General features: G+C 54.6%; 20 protein-coding genes and 1 pseudogene. 6 read left to right on the top strand and 15 right to left on the bottom strand.

Features of this window, described 5'->3' with window-relative positions:
* Positions 1-766: 766 nt before the first annotated feature.
* The 4 genes from MUN84_RS02930 to MUN84_RS02945 all read left to right on the top strand — a co-directional run bounded on the left by MUN84_RS02930 (position 767) and on the right by MUN84_RS02945 (position 5,067).
* Complete coding sequence (locus tag MUN84_RS02930) at positions 767-898, top strand: hypothetical protein (protein ID WP_244698624.1); 132 nt, start codon at positions 767-769, stop codon at positions 896-898.
* A gap of 14 nt (positions 899-912) precedes the next feature.
* Positions 913-1,809, top strand: coding sequence for a hypothetical protein (locus tag MUN84_RS02935; RefSeq protein WP_244696574.1), 897 nt, complete (start codon positions 913-915; stop codon positions 1,807-1,809).
* 121 nt (positions 1,810-1,930) lie between these two features.
* A complete protein-coding gene (locus tag MUN84_RS02940; RefSeq protein WP_244696575.1) occupies positions 1,931-4,738 on the top strand; it encodes an ATP-binding protein in 2,808 nt (935 codons plus the stop codon).
* A gap of 167 nt (positions 4,739-4,905) precedes the next feature.
* The gene (locus MUN84_RS02945; protein ID WP_244696576.1) at positions 4,906-5,067 is read left to right on the top strand and encodes a pyridoxamine 5'-phosphate oxidase family protein; all 162 of its coding nucleotides are present in this window, start codon (positions 4,906-4,908) and stop codon (positions 5,065-5,067) included.
* Positions 5,068-5,173: 106 nt separating this feature from the next.
* On the opposite strand, the gene MUN84_RS02950 is transcribed toward MUN84_RS02945, so the two are convergent.
* The 7 genes and pseudogenes from MUN84_RS02950 to MUN84_RS02980 form a co-directional block, all read right to left on the bottom strand.
* Positions 5,174-5,719, bottom strand: coding sequence for a sensor histidine kinase (locus tag MUN84_RS02950; protein WP_244696577.1), 546 nt, complete (start codon positions 5,717-5,719; stop codon positions 5,174-5,176).
* Positions 5,710-6,498, bottom strand: a complete 789-nt coding sequence (locus tag MUN84_RS02955) for a PAS domain-containing protein (RefSeq protein WP_244696578.1) — start codon at positions 6,496-6,498, stop codon at positions 5,710-5,712. Before MUN84_RS02955 ends, MUN84_RS02950 begins: the two co-directional genes overlap by 10 nt.
* Positions 6,423-6,758 carry a PAS domain-containing protein gene (locus MUN84_RS02960; RefSeq protein ID WP_244696579.1) on the bottom strand — a complete coding sequence of 112 codons (336 nt, stop codon included), beginning with the start codon at positions 6,756-6,758 and terminating at the stop codon, positions 6,423-6,425. The genes MUN84_RS02955 and MUN84_RS02960 overlap by 76 nt, the downstream gene beginning before the upstream one ends.
* A 171-nt stretch (positions 6,759-6,929) precedes the next feature.
* Positions 6,930-7,936 (bottom strand): annotated as a pseudogene (locus MUN84_RS02965) (SDR family oxidoreductase).
* Positions 7,937-8,158: 222 nt separating this feature from the next.
* Complete coding sequence (locus MUN84_RS02970; RefSeq protein WP_317239188.1) at positions 8,159-8,689, bottom strand: OmpA family protein; 531 nt, start codon at positions 8,687-8,689, stop codon at positions 8,159-8,161.
* Complete coding sequence (locus tag MUN84_RS02975; RefSeq protein WP_244696580.1) at positions 8,611-9,294, bottom strand: hypothetical protein; 684 nt, start codon at positions 9,292-9,294, stop codon at positions 8,611-8,613. The genes MUN84_RS02970 and MUN84_RS02975 overlap by 79 nt, the downstream gene beginning before the upstream one ends.
* A gap of 210 nt (positions 9,295-9,504) precedes the next feature.
* The gene (locus MUN84_RS02980) at positions 9,505-9,777 is read right to left on the bottom strand and encodes a hypothetical protein (RefSeq protein WP_244696581.1); all 273 of its coding nucleotides are present in this window, start codon (positions 9,775-9,777) and stop codon (positions 9,505-9,507) included.
* A gap of 822 nt (positions 9,778-10,599) precedes the next feature.
* Between MUN84_RS02980 and gntA the strand changes: the two genes are divergently transcribed.
* Positions 10,600-11,292, top strand: a complete 693-nt coding sequence (gene gntA, locus MUN84_RS02985; protein WP_262920618.1) for a guanitoxin biosynthesis heme-dependent pre-guanitoxin N-hydroxylase GntA — start codon at positions 10,600-10,602, stop codon at positions 11,290-11,292.
* Entirely contained in the window at positions 11,261-11,893 is a 633-nt protein-coding gene (locus MUN84_RS02990; RefSeq protein WP_244696583.1) for a DUF1989 domain-containing protein, read from the top strand. The genes gntA and MUN84_RS02990 overlap by 32 nt, the downstream gene beginning before the upstream one ends.
* Before the next feature lie 38 nt (positions 11,894-11,931).
* Here the strand turns inward: MUN84_RS02990 and MUN84_RS02995 are convergent, their stop codons facing one another.
* The 8 genes from MUN84_RS02995 to MUN84_RS03030 form a co-directional block, all read right to left on the bottom strand.
* On the bottom strand, positions 11,932-13,143 hold the full coding sequence (locus MUN84_RS02995; protein WP_244696584.1) for a PAS domain-containing sensor histidine kinase: 1,212 nt from the start codon (positions 13,141-13,143) through the stop codon (positions 11,932-11,934).
* Positions 13,140-13,955, bottom strand: a complete 816-nt coding sequence (locus tag MUN84_RS03000) for an alpha/beta fold hydrolase (RefSeq protein ID WP_244696585.1) — start codon at positions 13,953-13,955, stop codon at positions 13,140-13,142. The genes MUN84_RS02995 and MUN84_RS03000 overlap by 4 nt, the downstream gene beginning before the upstream one ends.
* 274 nt (positions 13,956-14,229) lie before the next feature.
* The gene (locus MUN84_RS03005) at positions 14,230-14,508 is read right to left on the bottom strand and encodes a hypothetical protein (RefSeq protein ID WP_244696586.1); all 279 of its coding nucleotides are present in this window, start codon (positions 14,506-14,508) and stop codon (positions 14,230-14,232) included.
* 29 nt (positions 14,509-14,537) lie between these two features.
* Positions 14,538-14,879, bottom strand: a complete 342-nt coding sequence (locus MUN84_RS03010; RefSeq protein WP_244696587.1) for a hypothetical protein — start codon at positions 14,877-14,879, stop codon at positions 14,538-14,540.
* A 15-nt stretch (positions 14,880-14,894) separates the two neighbouring features.
* On the bottom strand, positions 14,895-15,164 hold the full coding sequence (locus MUN84_RS03015; RefSeq protein ID WP_244696588.1) for a hypothetical protein: 270 nt from the start codon (positions 15,162-15,164) through the stop codon (positions 14,895-14,897).
* 228 nt (positions 15,165-15,392) lie between these two features.
* Positions 15,393-15,779, bottom strand: a complete 387-nt coding sequence (locus MUN84_RS03020) for a response regulator (protein WP_244696589.1) — start codon at positions 15,777-15,779, stop codon at positions 15,393-15,395.
* Between the two features lie 9 nt (positions 15,780-15,788).
* The gene (locus tag MUN84_RS03025; RefSeq protein WP_244696590.1) at positions 15,789-16,970 is read right to left on the bottom strand and encodes a sensor histidine kinase; all 1,182 of its coding nucleotides are present in this window, start codon (positions 16,968-16,970) and stop codon (positions 15,789-15,791) included.
* Positions 16,971-16,978: 8 nt separating this feature from the next.
* The gene (locus MUN84_RS03030) at positions 16,979-17,224 is read right to left on the bottom strand and encodes a PAS domain-containing protein (protein WP_244696591.1); all 246 of its coding nucleotides are present in this window, start codon (positions 17,222-17,224) and stop codon (positions 16,979-16,981) included.
* Between the last annotated feature and the right edge of the window lie 45 nt (positions 17,225-17,269).

The raw sequence follows: 17,269 nt of genomic DNA on the forward strand, positions 1-17,269 counted from the left end.
CTACCTCTTCCACGAGCTGACCCACACCGGCACTTTCATCATTGCCGCCGAAGCCGCCGAGCTCTACCAGCAGTTTCAGAAGCAGCTGCAGGAGCGTCAGGCCACGGAGCTGTTCCAGCAGTCGGTAACCAGCCTGCAGGACCAGCCCGCCGCTCAGTTTAACTTGGTGCGGCAGTGGGTGCAGGCGGCGCAGTTCCGTGGACCCCAACCCCCAACCCCCTCCCCGGTGGGGAGGGGAGCCAGACGGCTATGCAAGCAAAGCAAGTGCCCTCACTCCAGAACGCACCCCTCCCCACCGGGGAGGGGCTGGGGTGGGGTCCGCTGGGCTAGCCCTCGAAACTGCCGTCCTCCTGCTCACCAACACCTACGACCCGGCCCGCGTGGTGCACACCCCTACCCTCGAAATAATCGAAAACCTCCAGGGCAGCCACCCACGCATCCTCGAAAACCGGACCTACCAACTCAACTTCCCCGATTTCCGCCGCCGCCTGCTACGCTACGACCGCGCCACGGTGGCCCAGTACGAGGCGTTTCAGGAGGGGAAGAAGCAGCTGCTGGCCCGGGCCGCCGAGGACATGCGCCTGGAAGATTTCCGGCCCCGCGTGCTCACGTCCTTCGTGCGCAACCGTCTCATCGACCAGGTGTACCTGCCCATCATCGGGGCCAACTTGGCCAAGCAGATCGGGACGGCGGGGAAGGTAAGCGCACCGACCTGATGGGCTTGCTCCTGCTCATTTCCCCGCCCGGCTACGGCAAAACCACCCTCATGGAGTACGTGGCCAACCGCCTAGGCCTCATCTTCATGAAGATCAACGGGCCCGCAATCGGGCACGCCGTGACGAGTGTGGACCCGCACAGGCCCCCAACGCCGGGGCGCGGCAGGAGCTCGAGAAGCTGAACCTGGCCTTCGAGATGGGCGACAACGTGATGATTTACGTGGATGACATTCAGCACTGCAACCCCGAGTTTCTGCAGAAGTTTATCTCCCTCTGCGACGCTCAGCGCAAGATTGAGGGCGTGTACCAGGGCCGCCCCCGCACCTACGACTTCCGCGGCCGTAAGGTGTGCGTGGTAATGGCCGGCAACCCCTACACCGAAAGCGGCGACGTATTCCAGCTGCCCGACATGCTGGCTAACCGCGCCGACATCTACAACCTCGGCGACATTCTCACGGCCGGCTCTGAAGACGCCTTCCGCCTCTCCTACCTCGAAAACGCCCTCACCAGTAACGCCGCCCTCGCCCGCCTCGCCACCCAAAGCCCCCAGGACGTGCCCGCTCTCATCCGCCTCGCCGAAACCGGGCAGCAAGACGGCCTGAGCCTGGAGGGCAACCACACGCCAGAGGAGCTCAACGAGTACGTGGCGGTGCTCCAGAAGCTGCTGCGCCTGCGCGACGTGGTGGCCCGCGTGAATGCGGCCTACATTGCCAGCGCCGCCCAGGCCGACGCCTACCGCACCGAGCCGCCGTTCAAGCTGCAGGGCTCCTACCGCAACATGAACAAGCTGGCCGAGAAAGTGCGCCCCGTAATGAACGACCAGGAAATTACGGACCTACTGGCCGCCCACTACGAAAGCGAAGCCCAAACCCTGACCAGCGCCACCGAAGCCAACCTGCTCAAGCTGCGCGAGCTGCTGGGTTGGCTCACCCCCGCCGAGGAAACCCGCTGGCAGGAAATCAAAGCCACCTTCCGCGACAACCTCCGCAACTCCGGCGCCGGCCAGCTCCTCCAGATGCTCGACAAGCTGGAAAACATTGCCGGCGGGTTAAGTGGAATTCGCGAGGCGTTGAATGTTAGAAGGACAGCTTAATACTTAAGATTTTCCGGTAAGACATTTATATTACTATTAACAATTGATTTATATCAGTACTTTTACCAACCAAGCTTTCATTACAAATAGCAGCTCTGAGTTGGGCATTAACTAATAAAAAATGCAAGAATCTCTTTTCAAACAACTGCAAGATCTAGAGAAAGAAACATTTGGGGATAATGATTTTAGGATTTCTTCTAATATTAAAAATTATTTAATACCTGTATCCGATTTATTATTAAATACTATACCATCATATATGCCAGAATACACATTACACAATATCAATCATTGCGAAACAATACTTGATAACATAAGAAAAATTTTACCTGACGCGGTAAAGTTAAATATAGTAGAGTTAACTATACTAATCCAAGCAGTATATTTACACGACATTGGCATGGTCGTTAATAGATCTGAAGCAAAAAATATTAAAGAATCACCTGAATTCAAATCGACATTTATAAATTTTGATTCTGGGACAGATGAGGATGAAATATTAACTGAATACATTCGCCAAACTCATGTCAGCAGAAGTATAGCATATATAGATTTGTTTGCATCAGATTTTGCTACATACAAAATAGATTTTTCTTTTCAAGGCATAGATTTATCAGATTGGATAAAATCAGTTATTCTGAGCCATGCAAAAAACGTTAACTATTTAAAAGATGAAGACCAATTTCCAAAAGACAAATTAATACAATCCTATAAAGTTGATATTCAGTATTTATCCTGCTTATTGAGACTTGGAGACATTCTAGATTTTGACATATTTAGAACTCCCCCTTTTTTATATAAACACATAAATCCTCAAAATAAGATCAGCATTGAAGAATGGAAGAAACATCAATCAATTGAAGGAAAATATATTTCAGATAACCTCATTTCATTTGAAGCAAAATGTAGCTCCGCTAAAATAGAGCGTTCTGTTAGAAATTTTATCAACTGGATTGATATTGAAATAAGGGAGACATTAGAACTACTTGATAACAACAACAACAATCATTATTTATCTATTAAAAGCCCTATCGATTTTAAATGTAGAAATAATGGCACATACATATTTACTGATTTACAAATAAACTTGGACTATGAGAAAGTATTAAATATCCTCATGGGAACAGAATTATATGATTCACCTAATATATTTATAAGAGAACTTATTCAGAATTCGTATGATGCTTGTAAATTACGAGCTGAAAAAGCAAAAAGATATAATGAAGCATATACGCCACAAATAAAAATATCATACTTATCACATAATTCCACCCTCATTATCGAAGACAATGGCATAGGTATAGATGAAGATATTTTTGCAAAATATCTAACCACTATTGGCAAAAGTTATTATAAAAGCAAAGAATTTCAATCTAACAACTACAACTTTTCACCTATAAGCAACTTTGGAATTGGAATTATTTCTTGCTTTATGGTATCAGACTCTATAGAAATAGATTCTGCAAGATATTATGAACCACTACAATCTCCTATACCAATTCATTATATTTTAAATTTAAATGACAAATTCACAGAAAAAAGAAAAAGCTTAAAACAAAGCTATGGAACTAAAATAACGTTAAACCTTAGAGATGATTTTAAAGCAAAATTAGCAGATAGCAGCCTTTTAAACATTATACAGTCTAATATGTGTTATCAAGAAATCCCAATACTTCTTGATATTGACGGAACAAGCACATTATTAGACAGCAAAAGCATCGTCGTACCTGACGAATACAAGTACATAAACAATATATTGATATTTAATATAGAGAATCAAGACTGGATTGAAGGACATATTATCGTTCATGGTTGGCAACACCAAGGAATAATTAAGCAAACCAAAGTTTCACAACAATGTTTTACAATTACAAGCAACAGCAATAATTTATCACTTTCACCCGTATGGTTACAAATGTCTCAATTCGCTATAAATATTTCTCCGCCTCGAAAATTAAAATTAAAAGCTAACCGAAATAAAATTGATGAAAATGAGGATTTTTTCTTTTTAAAAGAATATCTATTAGAATTTATCATTAACAAATTTGAGTCAGAAGAATATAATGATCAGCTACAAAATTTTTTAACTAGCAAGCCTTTTTATTTTAGCGGAAATAAAAATGAATATTTATTTCTTACTAAAAATATAAAATTTAACGCAATAATATCAGATAATATTGAGCAAATAACTCTTCAGCAAATTGCAAAAACATTCTCAAAACAAAAAATAGCTCTCCTTCATAGAGATTACATTAAGAATGAATTAAATATATCGAAGATCCGACCTCTGTTTAATGATTATTCATGTATTATCATACAAGATAACTCTACAGATTTTTTCTTTGGTTTCATAGCCCCTTATGTAAAGGAATACAAGGCTATAGTAACACAAACAGCTGGAGTTGTGTATTACGAGTTAAATCTTTGCGACAATATAAATCCCGATGTTAATGACTATGTCCAAAAGAACACAGGAAGAAGCCACAAATTACCTGAAGAAATTCAAATTCAGTACAATGGAGCTACAGATAATATATTTTGCATAATAGGTAATAATCAATATAATAATCTAGACTTACTCATAAACACTAATCATAGATTAGGCAAACTGTTAAAAGAAACAAAAAATACTTCTTTTACAAAGAGATTTATTGGTTCATTTGAAACTAACTTATCTTTAAGCTTAAATAGCAATGAACAACTTGAAGTATACAATAATTACAATGGACAACATCATATCACATTAAACAACTACGAAGCATATGCTTTAAAATCGATTAAAATAATTAGTTTATCTTTTATAGAATCATTAAATCATTCACTATTGCATGATTTACTCATACCTTTAAAAGAAAGCATAGGATATAATGAGGACTATGATTATTTCCTACTCTCAGAAAACGATTTTCCATATTGGTGGATTAACTAATCTTTTTTTGCACTATTATTCAAAATATTTTAATACCCTACATTCAAATTAATTACATAATTGGCAAGCGGCATTAGCAAAGCATGGTTAGTAAGGGTATGAGCTTTATTGCATGGCGCTTATACCTGTACTAGCCATGCTTTTTATCCCGCTTATATTCTTTTTGTATGGGCAAGCAATACCCCACCATCAGCGCCGACATCCAGGCCTTCATCGAGCAGCAGCACGTGTTCTTTGTGGGCACGGCCGCCGCGGATGGGCGCGTCAATATTTCGCGCGCAAGGGCTAAGACACTCTGCGCGTGCTTGACGGCCAACCGCATGGCCTAGCTAAACCTGACCGGTAGCGGCAACGAAACCGCCGCCCACCTGCGGGAGGTAAACCAGCATCTGAGTTGCGAGTCTCCTACCCATACCATGCCCAAAGCAGCTAGGGCTAGCTTGGGATGTAGACTGAAAATGTAGAGCCTACGCCTAGCTCACTGTGCACTTCTACGCGGCCGCCTAGGTTTTCCACTATTTTCTTAACGGTGTAGAGGCCCAGGCCAGAGCCCTCCACGTGGTTGTGAAAGCGGCGAAAGAGGGCAAACAGCGAAGCCTGCTGGGTGGCGGTCAGGCCCAGGCCGTTGTCCTGTACGGTCAGGTGCCAGAACCCGTGCTGGGTGCCGCAGTTCATGCGCACATGGGGCGGCCGGTCGGGGTGGCGGTACTTAATGGCATTGCTGAGCAGGTTATACAGCAAGGAGCGCAGGCTCTTGGCCGGCATAGCCACCTGAGGGCAAGCGTCGGCATCGACCTCCAAGACACCGCCGGTTTGCTGCAGGGCTGGCAGCAAGTCCTGGCGCAGGTCGTCCACAATGGTAGCAAGCTCCACGGGGGGCGCCACGGGGTCGTGGGCTTGGTGCAGCTGCAGTACATCGCTGAGTTGCACCAGCGTCCGTTGGAAGCGTAGCACCGCATCCTGCATCATGTTCAGCAGCATCCTTGCTTCGGCTGGGGCGGATCGGGTAGCGTCTCACTGAGCGCCTGCACCAGCCCTTCCAGGTTGTTAATGGGGCCTCGCAGGTCGTGGGCGGCCATATACACGAAGCCGTCGAGGTCGTCATTGACGCGGGTGAGCTGCTGGTTGGCCTGGTTTAGCTCCTGATTCAGGGCCAATACCTGCTGGCGGGCCCGCACCTGCTCCGTCACCTCAAAGGCAAACACGTACACTCCATCTACCTGCTGATGCTCAGTGTAGCGGGCCTGAAACGTGTAGTTGAAATACGCATCGGCGGGCTCGGCCTGGGCGGGGCGCGTCAGCGGAATGCACACCTCATGCTCCTGCCGGCTCCGGCCGGTCCGGTACACTTCCTGCAGCTGATGCCACATAAACGAATCCCGCAGCTCGGGCACAGCATCCAGCATAGGTTTTCCTACCAGCTCTTGGCCCGGAAACAGCTGCTGGTAGTAGGGATTAACGAATTCGTACACCAGCTCGGGTCCGTGGTGAAGGCAGATGGCGGCCGGGGCCTGCATCACCAAGTGGCTCAGGCGTAGCCGCTCCCGTTCCGCCTCAGCCAAAGCGTCGTGTTCCCGGTGCTGACTTACGCGCAGGGCCCGGCGCGAGAGTACCTCCTCCGTCACGTTGACGCTGCTGTGAATGATGTAGCGCAGCTTTCCTTGCGCGTCAAACACGGGGGTATTCAGCGGTTTCCAGTGACGCTCCACAAAATGGCCCGGCCGGTCAGGGTCAAGCACATCGTAGTGCTGCAAGGCCATTTGGTGGGCTGGCCGGTGGCAATTACTCGCTCCAGCGAGGCCCGCCAGTTACGCACGGCATTGGCCTCGGGCGCGGCGGGGTTGTCGGGGAAGGCATCGAAGAGGTAGCGGCCCACCAGCTCCTCCCGCCGTTTCAGGGTGTTTAGAAGGTAGGCGTTACTGGCCGTGAGAATAATCAGCTCAGGCGAGACAACTATGTACGAATCAGGTACTGTTTCCAGGGCCTGCAACTGCTGAGCAAGGGACACGCCAGAGTCCATAACAACAAAATCGAAAGCTAAAAGTGGCCTTTAACGTAGCCAACACAAAAACGAACGGCGGGGGCGCAAGGCCTTCTCGGGCCACTCATCGGTTCTTTGTTGTGCTGAAAAAACGCCCCGGTGGCGGCCGGGGCGTGGTGCATGTTTGCGAAGAGGTAGTGCGGCGGCGGGCTATGGCATGCCGGCACCGCCGCTGGCCCCATACACCTGCCCGGTGGCGTAGCTTGCCTGCGGATCAGCGAGCTGCACATAAATGGAGGCTAGCTCCACGGGCTGACCGGGGCGCTTCATGGGGGTGTCGCCGCCGAATTTCTGGAGCTTCTCCTGGGTGGCGCCGCCGCTAACTTGCAGGGGCGTCCAGATGGGACCGGGGGCCACACCATTCACCCGGATACCTTTCGGGGCCAGCTGTTTAGCCAGGGAGCGGACGAAATTAGTGGTGGCCGCTTTGGTTTGGGCGTAGTCGTACAGGTCAGCCGAAGGGTCGGTGGCCTGCTCAGAGGTAGTACCGATAATGGCCGAGCCGGGCTTCAGGTGGGGCAAGGCCGCCTTAATAATCCAGAACGGGGCGTAGATGTTGGTTTTCATCGTCGCGTCGAAGTCCTCCGTGGTGAGGTCCATAATGGACTGGCGCTGCTGCTGCCGCGCCGCGTTGCTAACCACAATGTCCAGCCCGCCCAACTGGCGTACGGTATCCTCAACCAGCTTTTTGCAGAAGGCTTCGTCGCGCAGGTCGCCGGGAATGGCCACGGCTTTCTGACCGGCGGCCTTAATCAGGGCCACTACCTCCTTGGCGTCGGCTTCTTCGGCGGGCAGGTAGTTGATGGCTACATCGGCGCCTTCGCGGGCGTAGGCAATGGCGGCAGCCCGGCCCATGCCGGAGTCGCCGCCCGTAATCAGGGCCTTGCGCCCCTTGAGGCGGCCGGAGCCCTTGTAGCTTTTCTCGCCGTGGTCGGGCACGGGGTCCATTTTGGAGGCCAGCCCGGCCAGGGCTGGGTCTGGCTTTTAAACGGGGGCCGGGGGTAGGCAGTAGTTGGGTCTTTCAGGGGTTCGGGGGCCGCTTCGGGCGAGAGGGCGGCTCCTTCCACGGGTAACACGGATCCTACAGTGGCAACGGCCAGGCTGGCACTTAACCCACTGATTATCTGACGGCGGCTGAGTTTATTTTCATCTTTCATAGTTCTATGCAACGAGCCATTCCGAGATTAGTTATCCATTTTCTTGCCTAAAGCCCATTCTTACCTGCTGCCGGCGGGTAGTACTCCCGCTGGCGTACTAGCGCTGTTTTGCCCTTTACCTAAACGCTAGCTAACCCTGCTTCCGGTTGGTGCGGCGCAGCCTGGTCAGCCTCGCCCTACCCAATCTGGCCCCTACTACCCGGGCAAATACACGGGGCTTGGTTAACGGCTGGCCCGTTCGCCCCGAATGCGCTGGCCCAACCGCTGAAACCACAGTTTCTTTCTGGCTCGGTGTTGTTTTTTGGCACGGAGCCGGCGCAATCGGGCTGCGCGCCGGGCCCTAGCTTGCGCGCTTTTGGAAGTGTGCAGGCGTGCTGCCGCGCGGGAAGCAGCGCTGGAGCGTGGTTTGCCGGCAAGGGCCGCGCTTGCCGGGTTCCGGACGATGACTCCCGCCGGCAGGTTGCCCACAAATTGCAGGCTCAGGTAGGGGTGATAATAGTTGCCCGCCTCGTCGGTGGCCGGGGAAGCGTAGTCGTTGGGGCCGGCGCTGGCGCGCGCTTGCAGGCGGTTGGCCCCAATGCCGAACCCGCGCAGGGCGCGCACGGCTGCCCGGGCCCGTTCCTCACTCAGGGCCTGGGTTGAGTGCTGCCCATCGAGGCTGTCGCTGTAGCCGCTCACTTGAATACGGGCTCGCGGAAACGCCCGCAGGATGTTGGCCAGGTTACGCAGCTGTTGTTGCGCCGCCGCCGGCAGCGTCGTCTGCCCGGCCTGGAAATAGGCCTGATCAACTGGAATCCAGTTTGCCTCTTGGCGCAGGGGCCGGAGGGCTGGGCGGCGCCGGCCAGCAGGCGGTACAGTTGGTATTCAGTGGAGCGGGCGGCCACGCGCTGGCTGGTACCATCCCCAAGCAGCAACAGCACCGGTTGGCCGGGGTAATCCAGGTACATTTCTGGGCCAACGGCGTAATGTGCGGGGGCCGCCTCGGGCGGAGCAGGTTCGGTCGTCGTTGTCAGGTTAGCTGCTAGGTAGGCCGCGGCATCGGGGCTAGGCTGGGCCTCAACGGGTGGGCTAGCTTCCTCGCGCGCGGATGGTGGTAAGGCCAGGGCCACCTGCTGGCGGGTAGCCGAAGAGGGAGAGTTCCAGCGCCCAATACCAAACCCAAACGCCAGGGCAGGTAGTAGCAACAGCACGGGCCAGTAGCGCCGCGGTAGCCGCACGTGCAAGAAAGGGCGCAGGGCTGTACCCAGGCGGTTGGCCTTGCGGGCGGGGCGCGTGGCAGACCGGGGAGGAGCCGGACGGGCTGCCTGGGTGGGCTCCGGACGGGGCGGCGGAGTTGCCGCTGCTTCTGCCGGTGGCACATGGGTAGCGCCCCGGGTTGCTGCTGCAGCCAGCGGCTAACACCGGTGGCATCCAGTTGCTGGGCGGCCGCATGGTGGCGCAGGGCCCCAGGGTTGCGGCCACCACCACGTCCACTAGCAGAGACATGGCCTCCGCGGGCACGCCGCCAGCCTGGCTGATCTGCCGGGTGCGGCTGGCATAAATTGGGCCCAACAGCGCCTCTAGCAAAGCTACGCCCCGCCCGCGCCAGGAGTGAGCCTCGGTAGTGTTAAGCAAGCCCATCCAGTCAGGAGCGGGGCCCGTTCCATCCAGCTCCACAGAGCCTCCTCGCCGGCAGGTTGCTGGCTGCGGCTGGCAAAAGCCGGAATTACCAGCGCCAGCACGTGGCTTACTGCCTGCTGAACGGCCGGCGCCGTAGCCTGCACGGCAGCGCTCAAAGGCGCCAATGCCTCACCCGTTAGGCTGGCTTGTACCGTGTTTGCTAACGTTTGCTCCTGACTCATACTGGTTTGCGCAAGGAATTCGCTTAGTTACTCCAATAACTAATTTACATAAATATCATAATATAATACCATAAAAAGCATAGCGGCCAAAATCTTCACTCTTTCCGGTGCTGCCATAGGCCCTAATCTGAATGGTATGAAGAAGTAAAAACAGAGGCTGCTTCAACGACAAAAAGCACGTTGCGTCGGGCATACAAACCAACTCGCAGGCTAACGTAGAGGTAGTAATACCGTGATGGCCAAGTAGAAAACCTCTACCGTCAACTAACCCAGCACGTGTGGTAGCAAACCGACAAAAGAGCCTCACCTCCAGCGACATGAGGGCAAGCAGGATGCTACTGCATATGCTAACACCCCATGTGCTTCGGCGGCGCGTGGTGTAAGGTTTACCCAGTTAGCACGATTTTCCAGCTACCTGACAATCCGGCTCTGGCTTACTGCTAACGTGCCCGCCCGGTGTTGTTGCGCAAGCTCAACCGTTACAAGTAAGTTGCTGGTATCTCGCTCCTGCTATTACACTTTATTGTACATGATTTTACGCTAATTATTTACTGATAAAAGCATAATCCGCAGGTGTATTCAGCACCTCTTCGCCGTTTTTTCGTATGCATTCACTGCTGAGTAACTACCGCTCCGTTAACAGATTGCGAACTTCTGTAGCCAATTAGTAGGCCGCAGGGCTTGCAACCTGAACCATACCGTCACCAAAAAATGGAGGCGTCTGCCAGCTCAACCGTACGAACGTACTGTCGACTTTCCGCGTAAAGCACAACGAGGGGAGTTTAATTTTTCCTGGCTTCTCGCCGAAAACAGACAGTACACATGGTTGATATTCAAAATAATATATACACTGACGAGTATCTTTCTTTTATACAAAAGAAAGATTTCCCGTGCGTGGCCGCCAAAACGGCCCTTACCTGGCAGCAGCTGCAGTGCCTAGTGGTTGACCACTTGGCCTGCCCCAAAGACGACGCGGCTATCCTGGAGTTTCTGTACGAGTTTGTGGACACGTACCGGCAGTCGGAGAAGCTCTATCACAGCGCCGCCATCATCTTTAAGGGCCCTGACGTACCAAACGAGGCTTTGTTTGAGGAGTTGTTCTGGCAGCGCCTACAAGCGCTGTCTAACCTGGATGCTCAGCGCTACGGCTACGACCGGCGGGTGGTGGCCGACCCTACTTCTCCTGATTTCAGCTTTAGCCTCAAGGAGGAAGCGTTTTTTGTGATTGGGTTGCACCCGGGCAGCTCCCGGCCGGCACGGCGGTTCACCTACCCTACCCTGGTGTTCAACGCCCATGCCCAGTTCGAGCAAATCCGCGCCAACGGCCGCTACGAGAACCTGCGCGACACCATCCGTACCCGCGACGTGGCCTATTCCGGCTCCATCAACCCCATGCTCCAGGATTTTGGCACCGCCTCAGAAGCCTACCAGTACACTGGCAAAGCCTACGACCAAGCCTGGAAATGTCCTTTTTTAAGCCAACATGACTCAGTTAACCATCATTCCGCCGCGTAGTGGCACGGCCTTCATCCTGCGCAAAGGCCAACAGCTTAAAGTAGTTGACATTGAAGGCGAGCAGGTTTCCGACTTTATCTGCTATAACCTCGCTGACCGCGCCGAATACTTGTCCTCGGGCCGTACCATCGATTACGCCGAAACTATTTTTCTGACCAAAGGGCACCCCTTCTACTCTAACCGGAGTAACGTGATGTTTGAGCTAGTGGAAGACACCGTGGGCCGCCACGACTTCCTGCTCACGCCCTGCAGCGCCGATACGTTTCGCATCATTTACGGGCATCAGCATCCACACCGGGGCTGCTTTGGCAACCTCTGCGAGGCCCTGCAGCAGTACGGCATCAGCCCCGATGCCATTCCTATATGCTTCAATATCTTCATGCACGTAACCGTGGATGGCACCACGGGCAAGGTAGATGTGCTGCCTCCCAAAAGCAAAGCCGGCGACTACGTGATTCTGGAGGCCAAAACCGACCTGCTGATTGGCATGACGGCCTGCTCAGCCGAAATGTCGAATAATTACGCCTTTAAACCCATCGGCTACCAGATTCTGGATCCGGCGACTCCGGCGGCGGAAACGACTGACCCTGCTACCGCCTAGCACAGAAAGCCAGCTAACGACCCTTTGGCGTATTGTTCTTAGGAGAGTTGGCAGGTAGTGTGCTGCGGCAGGTACACCCGAAAGGTGGTACCTTGCCCCACAGTGCTGTCCACCTCCACCCGCCCGCCGGCTTGGTGGGCTAAGCGGTTGACTAGGTAGAGCCCCATGCCGGAACCTACTACCTCGGGGTGGAAGCGGCGAAACAGCTGAAACAGCTGCCGGCCGTAGCGGGTCAGGTCGATGCCCCGGCCGTTGTCCTGGACGCTGAGCACGGTTGCGTCGTCGGAGGCTGCGGTGCTGACCCGGATGTGGGGGCGGCGGCCGGGCTCGGCATATTTCAGGCCATTGCTGAGCAGGTTGTATAGCATGCTATGCAAGCCGGGCCGGGCCATGCACACGGTAGGAGCGGCCGTAAAGTCGAGGGTGAACGTGGCGTTCTGGCCGTTTACCTGCTGTAGGCTCCTAATAATTTCCTCCGTGAAAGGCTGCAGGACCACTAGTTCCAAGGGCACCTGCTCCAACTGGCGCTGCAACTGCACTACCTCCGTCAGCCCCTTGATAGTTGTGAGGATTTGTTGCAGGGCCTGGGTGAACATGCCCATCATATCGGCCGCCTCAGGGTCGTGGAAGGTGACGGTGCGCCGTAGCTCCTGAAACAGGCCCGCCATGTTTTCAATGGGCTGCTTTAAATCGTGGGAGGCGGTGTACACGAAGCTGTCCAGGTCGGAGTTGATGCGGGTAAGCTGCTCGTTTTTGCTGGTGAGCAACTCATTAGCCTGAGCAAGCTGCTCGCGCTGCTCCTCGGCCTGGGCCTTGGCCCGCAACAGCTCCTGCTCGTACTTGCGGCGCTCCGTAATGTCGAACAAGGTCACGCGCACGAGCAAGGGCTGCTCGTCGGAGTCGCGCAACAGCTGGGCGTTCATTAGCACGGGCAGGGTAGAGCCGTCTTTGCGCCGGAGTGAGTAGCTCAACTCCCGCACTTGGTTGCGCACTAGCAATAGCGGGGCGCAGTGCGTTTCGTAGTGTAGGCGGCCACCCACGGTAAACAGCTGCTGCAAACACTGGCGCGCCACCAACTCAGCCCGCTCGTAGCCCAGCCAGCTCAGCAGGGTATGGTTTAGCTTTACCAGGGTGCCATCAGGGAGGCAGGAGCAGTACCCGCAGGGCGCGTGTTCGTAGAGGTCATCCAGGTTTTCCTGCGTCAGGCGCAGGTCCAGCTCCGGGAGCAGCTCATCATTGGGTGTGCTCATGACTCCGGTGTAGGGGTTTTCCCCAGCAAAAAGTGGTCAATGGCCCTGATTGTGGCGGCCGGGGCGCTTAGGTGCGGGCAGTGGCCGGAGGTGTCCAGGACAACCAGCTCATTCACGGGCAAATGCTGGTGGAGGTAGGCGCCCACGGCCAGGGGCGCCAGCGCGTCGTGGGCGCACTGCAAAACCAGGGTTGGAGTTGGCACCCGGACCAGATCCGCCCGGTTGTCTGAGAGGAAGGTGACGCGGGCGAAGTGCCGGGCAATAGTCGGATTGGTCTGGCAGAAGCTGGCGTTCAGCTCCGCCGCCAAGTCGGGCCGGTCGGGGTGGCCCATAATCACCGGCGTAACAGCCCCCGACCACCCCAAGTAGTTGTCGTCCATGGCCTCGAGTAGCTCCTCAATGTCGGCCTGCTCGAAGCCTCCGAGGTAGCCGGTATCATTAAGAAAGCGCGGGGAAGGCGCCACCAGCACCAGCCGGCCAATGCGGGCCGGCTCCTGAATGGCGGCCAGCACCCCAATCATGGCGCTAACGGAGTGCCCCACAAACACAACCTCGTGCAGGTGCAGGGCCGCAAGCACGGCCAGCACATCCTCGGCGTGAGCCAGCAGGGTACCGTAGCGGCCCGGCTCGTAGGCGGTCAGGTCGGAGTTGCCGGCACCCACCAAGTCAAGCAGAACCACCCGGTAGCGCCCCTCGAAAGCTGGGGCTACCAGCCGCCACATGCGCTGGTCGCAGCCGAAGCCGTGCACCAGTACCATGGCCTGCGCCCCTACCCCGGAAATGCTGACGTTGTTGCGAGTGAGAACATCCATACCGTGGAACCGACAGCCAGCGCCCGCGGTAACGCGGTTTTGCTAGGGCTACGTGCGCTGTCTTCTGCTCCTAAGGTAGTGGTTTATAAGAATTGAGGAGTATGAACAGGCCGGTAAACTGCTCTTGCTTACAGCCGCTTCACACTAGCAAACCCTACCGCACCTCAGCAAGTAGTGGAGGGCAGTAGGGTTTACCCTATTTGCGAGGGCAGAGCTGCTGACCGCCGTGGCAGAGAAAAACGGCTAAGCCATTAGCGAATCGAGCAAGGCCTGATCAGGAATTATGCATGGCGGCGTAGTGCTCATCTATGGCCTGGTCCATAGCCTTCTTAAAGGTTGATAGGAGCTTAATGCGCTCCGTGTCCGGCATGTTCTGCAGCGTCTGCTCAAATGTAGTCCGGTACACGTGCGCCATAAAGTCGGCGCCGTAGGTAGTAAAGAATCCGTCGTGGATTTTACTGAAGGCTACTTTTTCGGCTGAGGAAATGGAAAGTGATAAAGCCAACCATTCTTTTGCGTTGTTAGCCAGGCTGAGTTGCAGGTCTTGGTCCACGGAGTAAGGAAAAAATGAAGAAGCGGACCTTACTGCTGGCGGCGGTAAGGCAAGTAGGCGCTGGTAGCAACCGGCGCGGCCACGGCTCCGCGGCCCCCGTGCGCAGCATAGAAATTTTCTATGGCTGCTTCCAGGCCCGGTTCATCGTGCAGGGCTACTGTGGCAAACACATCCTGCCTCGCGAGCGGGGCGGCCAAGCTGCTTAACCGGCAGCCTTCAATGCCCAGCGGATGCTCAATGAACAGACGGGTGCCGTCCTGGGTGGCGACTTCGTGCTGATAGCGCCAAGCCTGGCGAAACGTGGGTTGGTTGGCACCGCGTGTGGTGGAAACCGCGGCAAAGCCGAGGCTTCGCAAGTAAGAATCAGTCATGCAGAATAGAAAAAATTATGTAACAGGGGAAAGCTCGGCGGCCCAGTTCACCTGGCGCAGTAGCACGCGAAATTCAGCCTCCGAGGCCACCCGGCCCTGAAAGTTGTAAAGCATTTGCCCATTCACCACTTCCAGCAAGGTCAGTTCCCTATCCTCATATACTACTATAGTTTCCTGCCCGCAGGCGCTGTTGCGGCTGTAGCGCAACTGACCGGGCGGAGAAGCAAATACAACGAAGCCAAGAGCGCGCAGCAGCTCGGCGGAGGGCTGATAAAAAGCAGACATGAGCAGATGGGAAAAAGCGCGCGGCAGAAGTGCTGCGCAAGGGGCCGACAGGTGCCGAAAATGGCAAAGGCGCTGGCTAGAAGCGGTGCTTGTACCGGTAGCAAGCCCGCCCGCCGCAGTTAAGTTCAGTATTCCCTAGCCAACTTCCTAGTTAGTAGCTCAAAGGAATCTTACGTAGCGCGCCACCCCTTGCCCCAGACTCGCGCTTGCGGCCCGCCCATTACGGGTTTACTCCGCGGCTTCAGCCTTAATAAGCTCGATTTCCGACTTATCCAGGGGCTTATGAATCAGGCGGGTGACCAGGGGGTTTTGGTCGGCCCGGGCCAGGTCAGTTTGGGCCAACGACGAGGTGAGGATATAGATGCGGGTGTGGTCCAGCACGTGGGGAGCCACGGGCCGGAGCGCCTCCAGAAACTCCCAGCCGTTCATTACGGGCATGTTCAAATCCAGCAGGATAACCTGGGGCAGCTCCGGCACCGGGGCCTGCTGCAAATAGCACAGGGCCTCCTGCGCCGACTGAAAGGAGGTAATGGAATCGGCAAACTCCTCGCGCTGCAGCAGCAGCCGCATCAGGAAGATGCTCGTCATGTCGTCGTCGATTAACACGGTATGCATGCTTGCTCTTTAGGATAAATGTACCAGGAACCGGGTGCCGACATTCACGGTGCTGTGCACCGTAATACGTCCGCCCATTGCCTCAACATGCGTTTTTACTAGGTATAAGCCCAATCCGCGCCCCTCCGGCTGGGTATGAAACCGTTTGTAGAGCTTAAAGACATCCGCGCCAGCTTTTTGCGTGTCGAAACCCGAGCCGTTGTCGGCTACTTCTACCTGCGTGCCGGGCCCCGGCTGGCTGGGCGTGGCAGTAATGGTAATGCGCAGCGGCCTTTGCTCCGAGCGGTACTTAATGGCGTTGGAGAGCAGGTTAAAAAAAACGCTGTAGAGGTAGGCCCGGATGCCGCGCACGCACAGCTTGGCGGGTATTTCGGTGTGGATTTCGCCCCCGCACTCGTCCAAAGAATCCCGGAGGCTGTCAACTACTTGCCGCACTACCTCGGCTAGGGGCACCTGCTCCGGCTCCGACACCCCTTGCTTGTCGCGCACCGTCAGGATGGTGTTCATGTCGTGCAGGACGGTGTCGAGCTGGCGGGTGTTGAGCAGCAAGTGGTGTAGCAGCTGCTCGTACTCCGGGGTCTGCCGCTGCTCCCGCTCCTGGCCAACCAGCAAGTCAACCAGGCCTAGCATATTGGCCAGGGGCGCGCGCAGGTTATGCGACACGATGTAGGCGAACTGCTGCAGGTCGGTGTTCTGGCGGTATAGCTCCTGGTGGGCCTTTACCTTGTCTGTTACGTCCGTGAAGTACACCGAGAGGCCTTCTTCGGAAGGAAACGCCTTTACCTCCAGCCACAGCTGCCGGGGCTCGAAGAAGGCCTGAAAGTGCACGGCGTTTCCCGAGGCCATAGCCAGCCGGCACTGCTGATAAAACTCGTCGAGATTTTGGCCCGTGAATACCTGCCAGGCCGTGTTGCCCAGGAGCTGCTGCCGGCTCATCCCCAATAGGCGCTCCACCTCACTGTTGACAAAGTTGAACGTCCAGCGCCGGTCGAGCAGGAAAAACGCATCCGTAATGCTCTCGAAGATGGTATTGAGCCGCCGGGCCTGCTGGGCAATGATGGATCGGGAGGCTGCCTCCACGGTAATATCCTTGGCCACCATGTGCACGCCCGCTACCTTCTCCTCAACCCGTAGCGGCACCTTGGTTACGTTCAGCACCCGGGGCTCGGAGCCGTTAATCTTCACCTCCACCTCAAATTCTACCTTATGACCCGGAAGGCTTCGGCCAGTTTCTCGGCAAACAGCGGGGCTTTGTCGGGAGGTAGGAAGTCGGAAAAGGGCCGGTGCAGCACCGCTTCCTTTGGCCGGTGTACCACCTCCAGAAAAGCCTGATTCGCATCCAGAATAACACCGGTTTGGTTCTGGAACAGCACCAGGTCGGGGTTATTTTCGAACAAAGAGCGAAACCGTTGCTCATTTTCTACCAGCTGCATGTCTATGTTCATGAGCAGACGAGCATATGAGTTTAGTTATCCTATTCGGCTGAAAGG

Origin of the sequence: Hymenobacter sp. 5516J-16, from assembly GCF_022919335.1 — a bacterium.
Classification (GTDB): domain Bacteria; phylum Bacteroidota; class Bacteroidia; order Cytophagales; family Hymenobacteraceae; genus Hymenobacter; species Hymenobacter sublimis.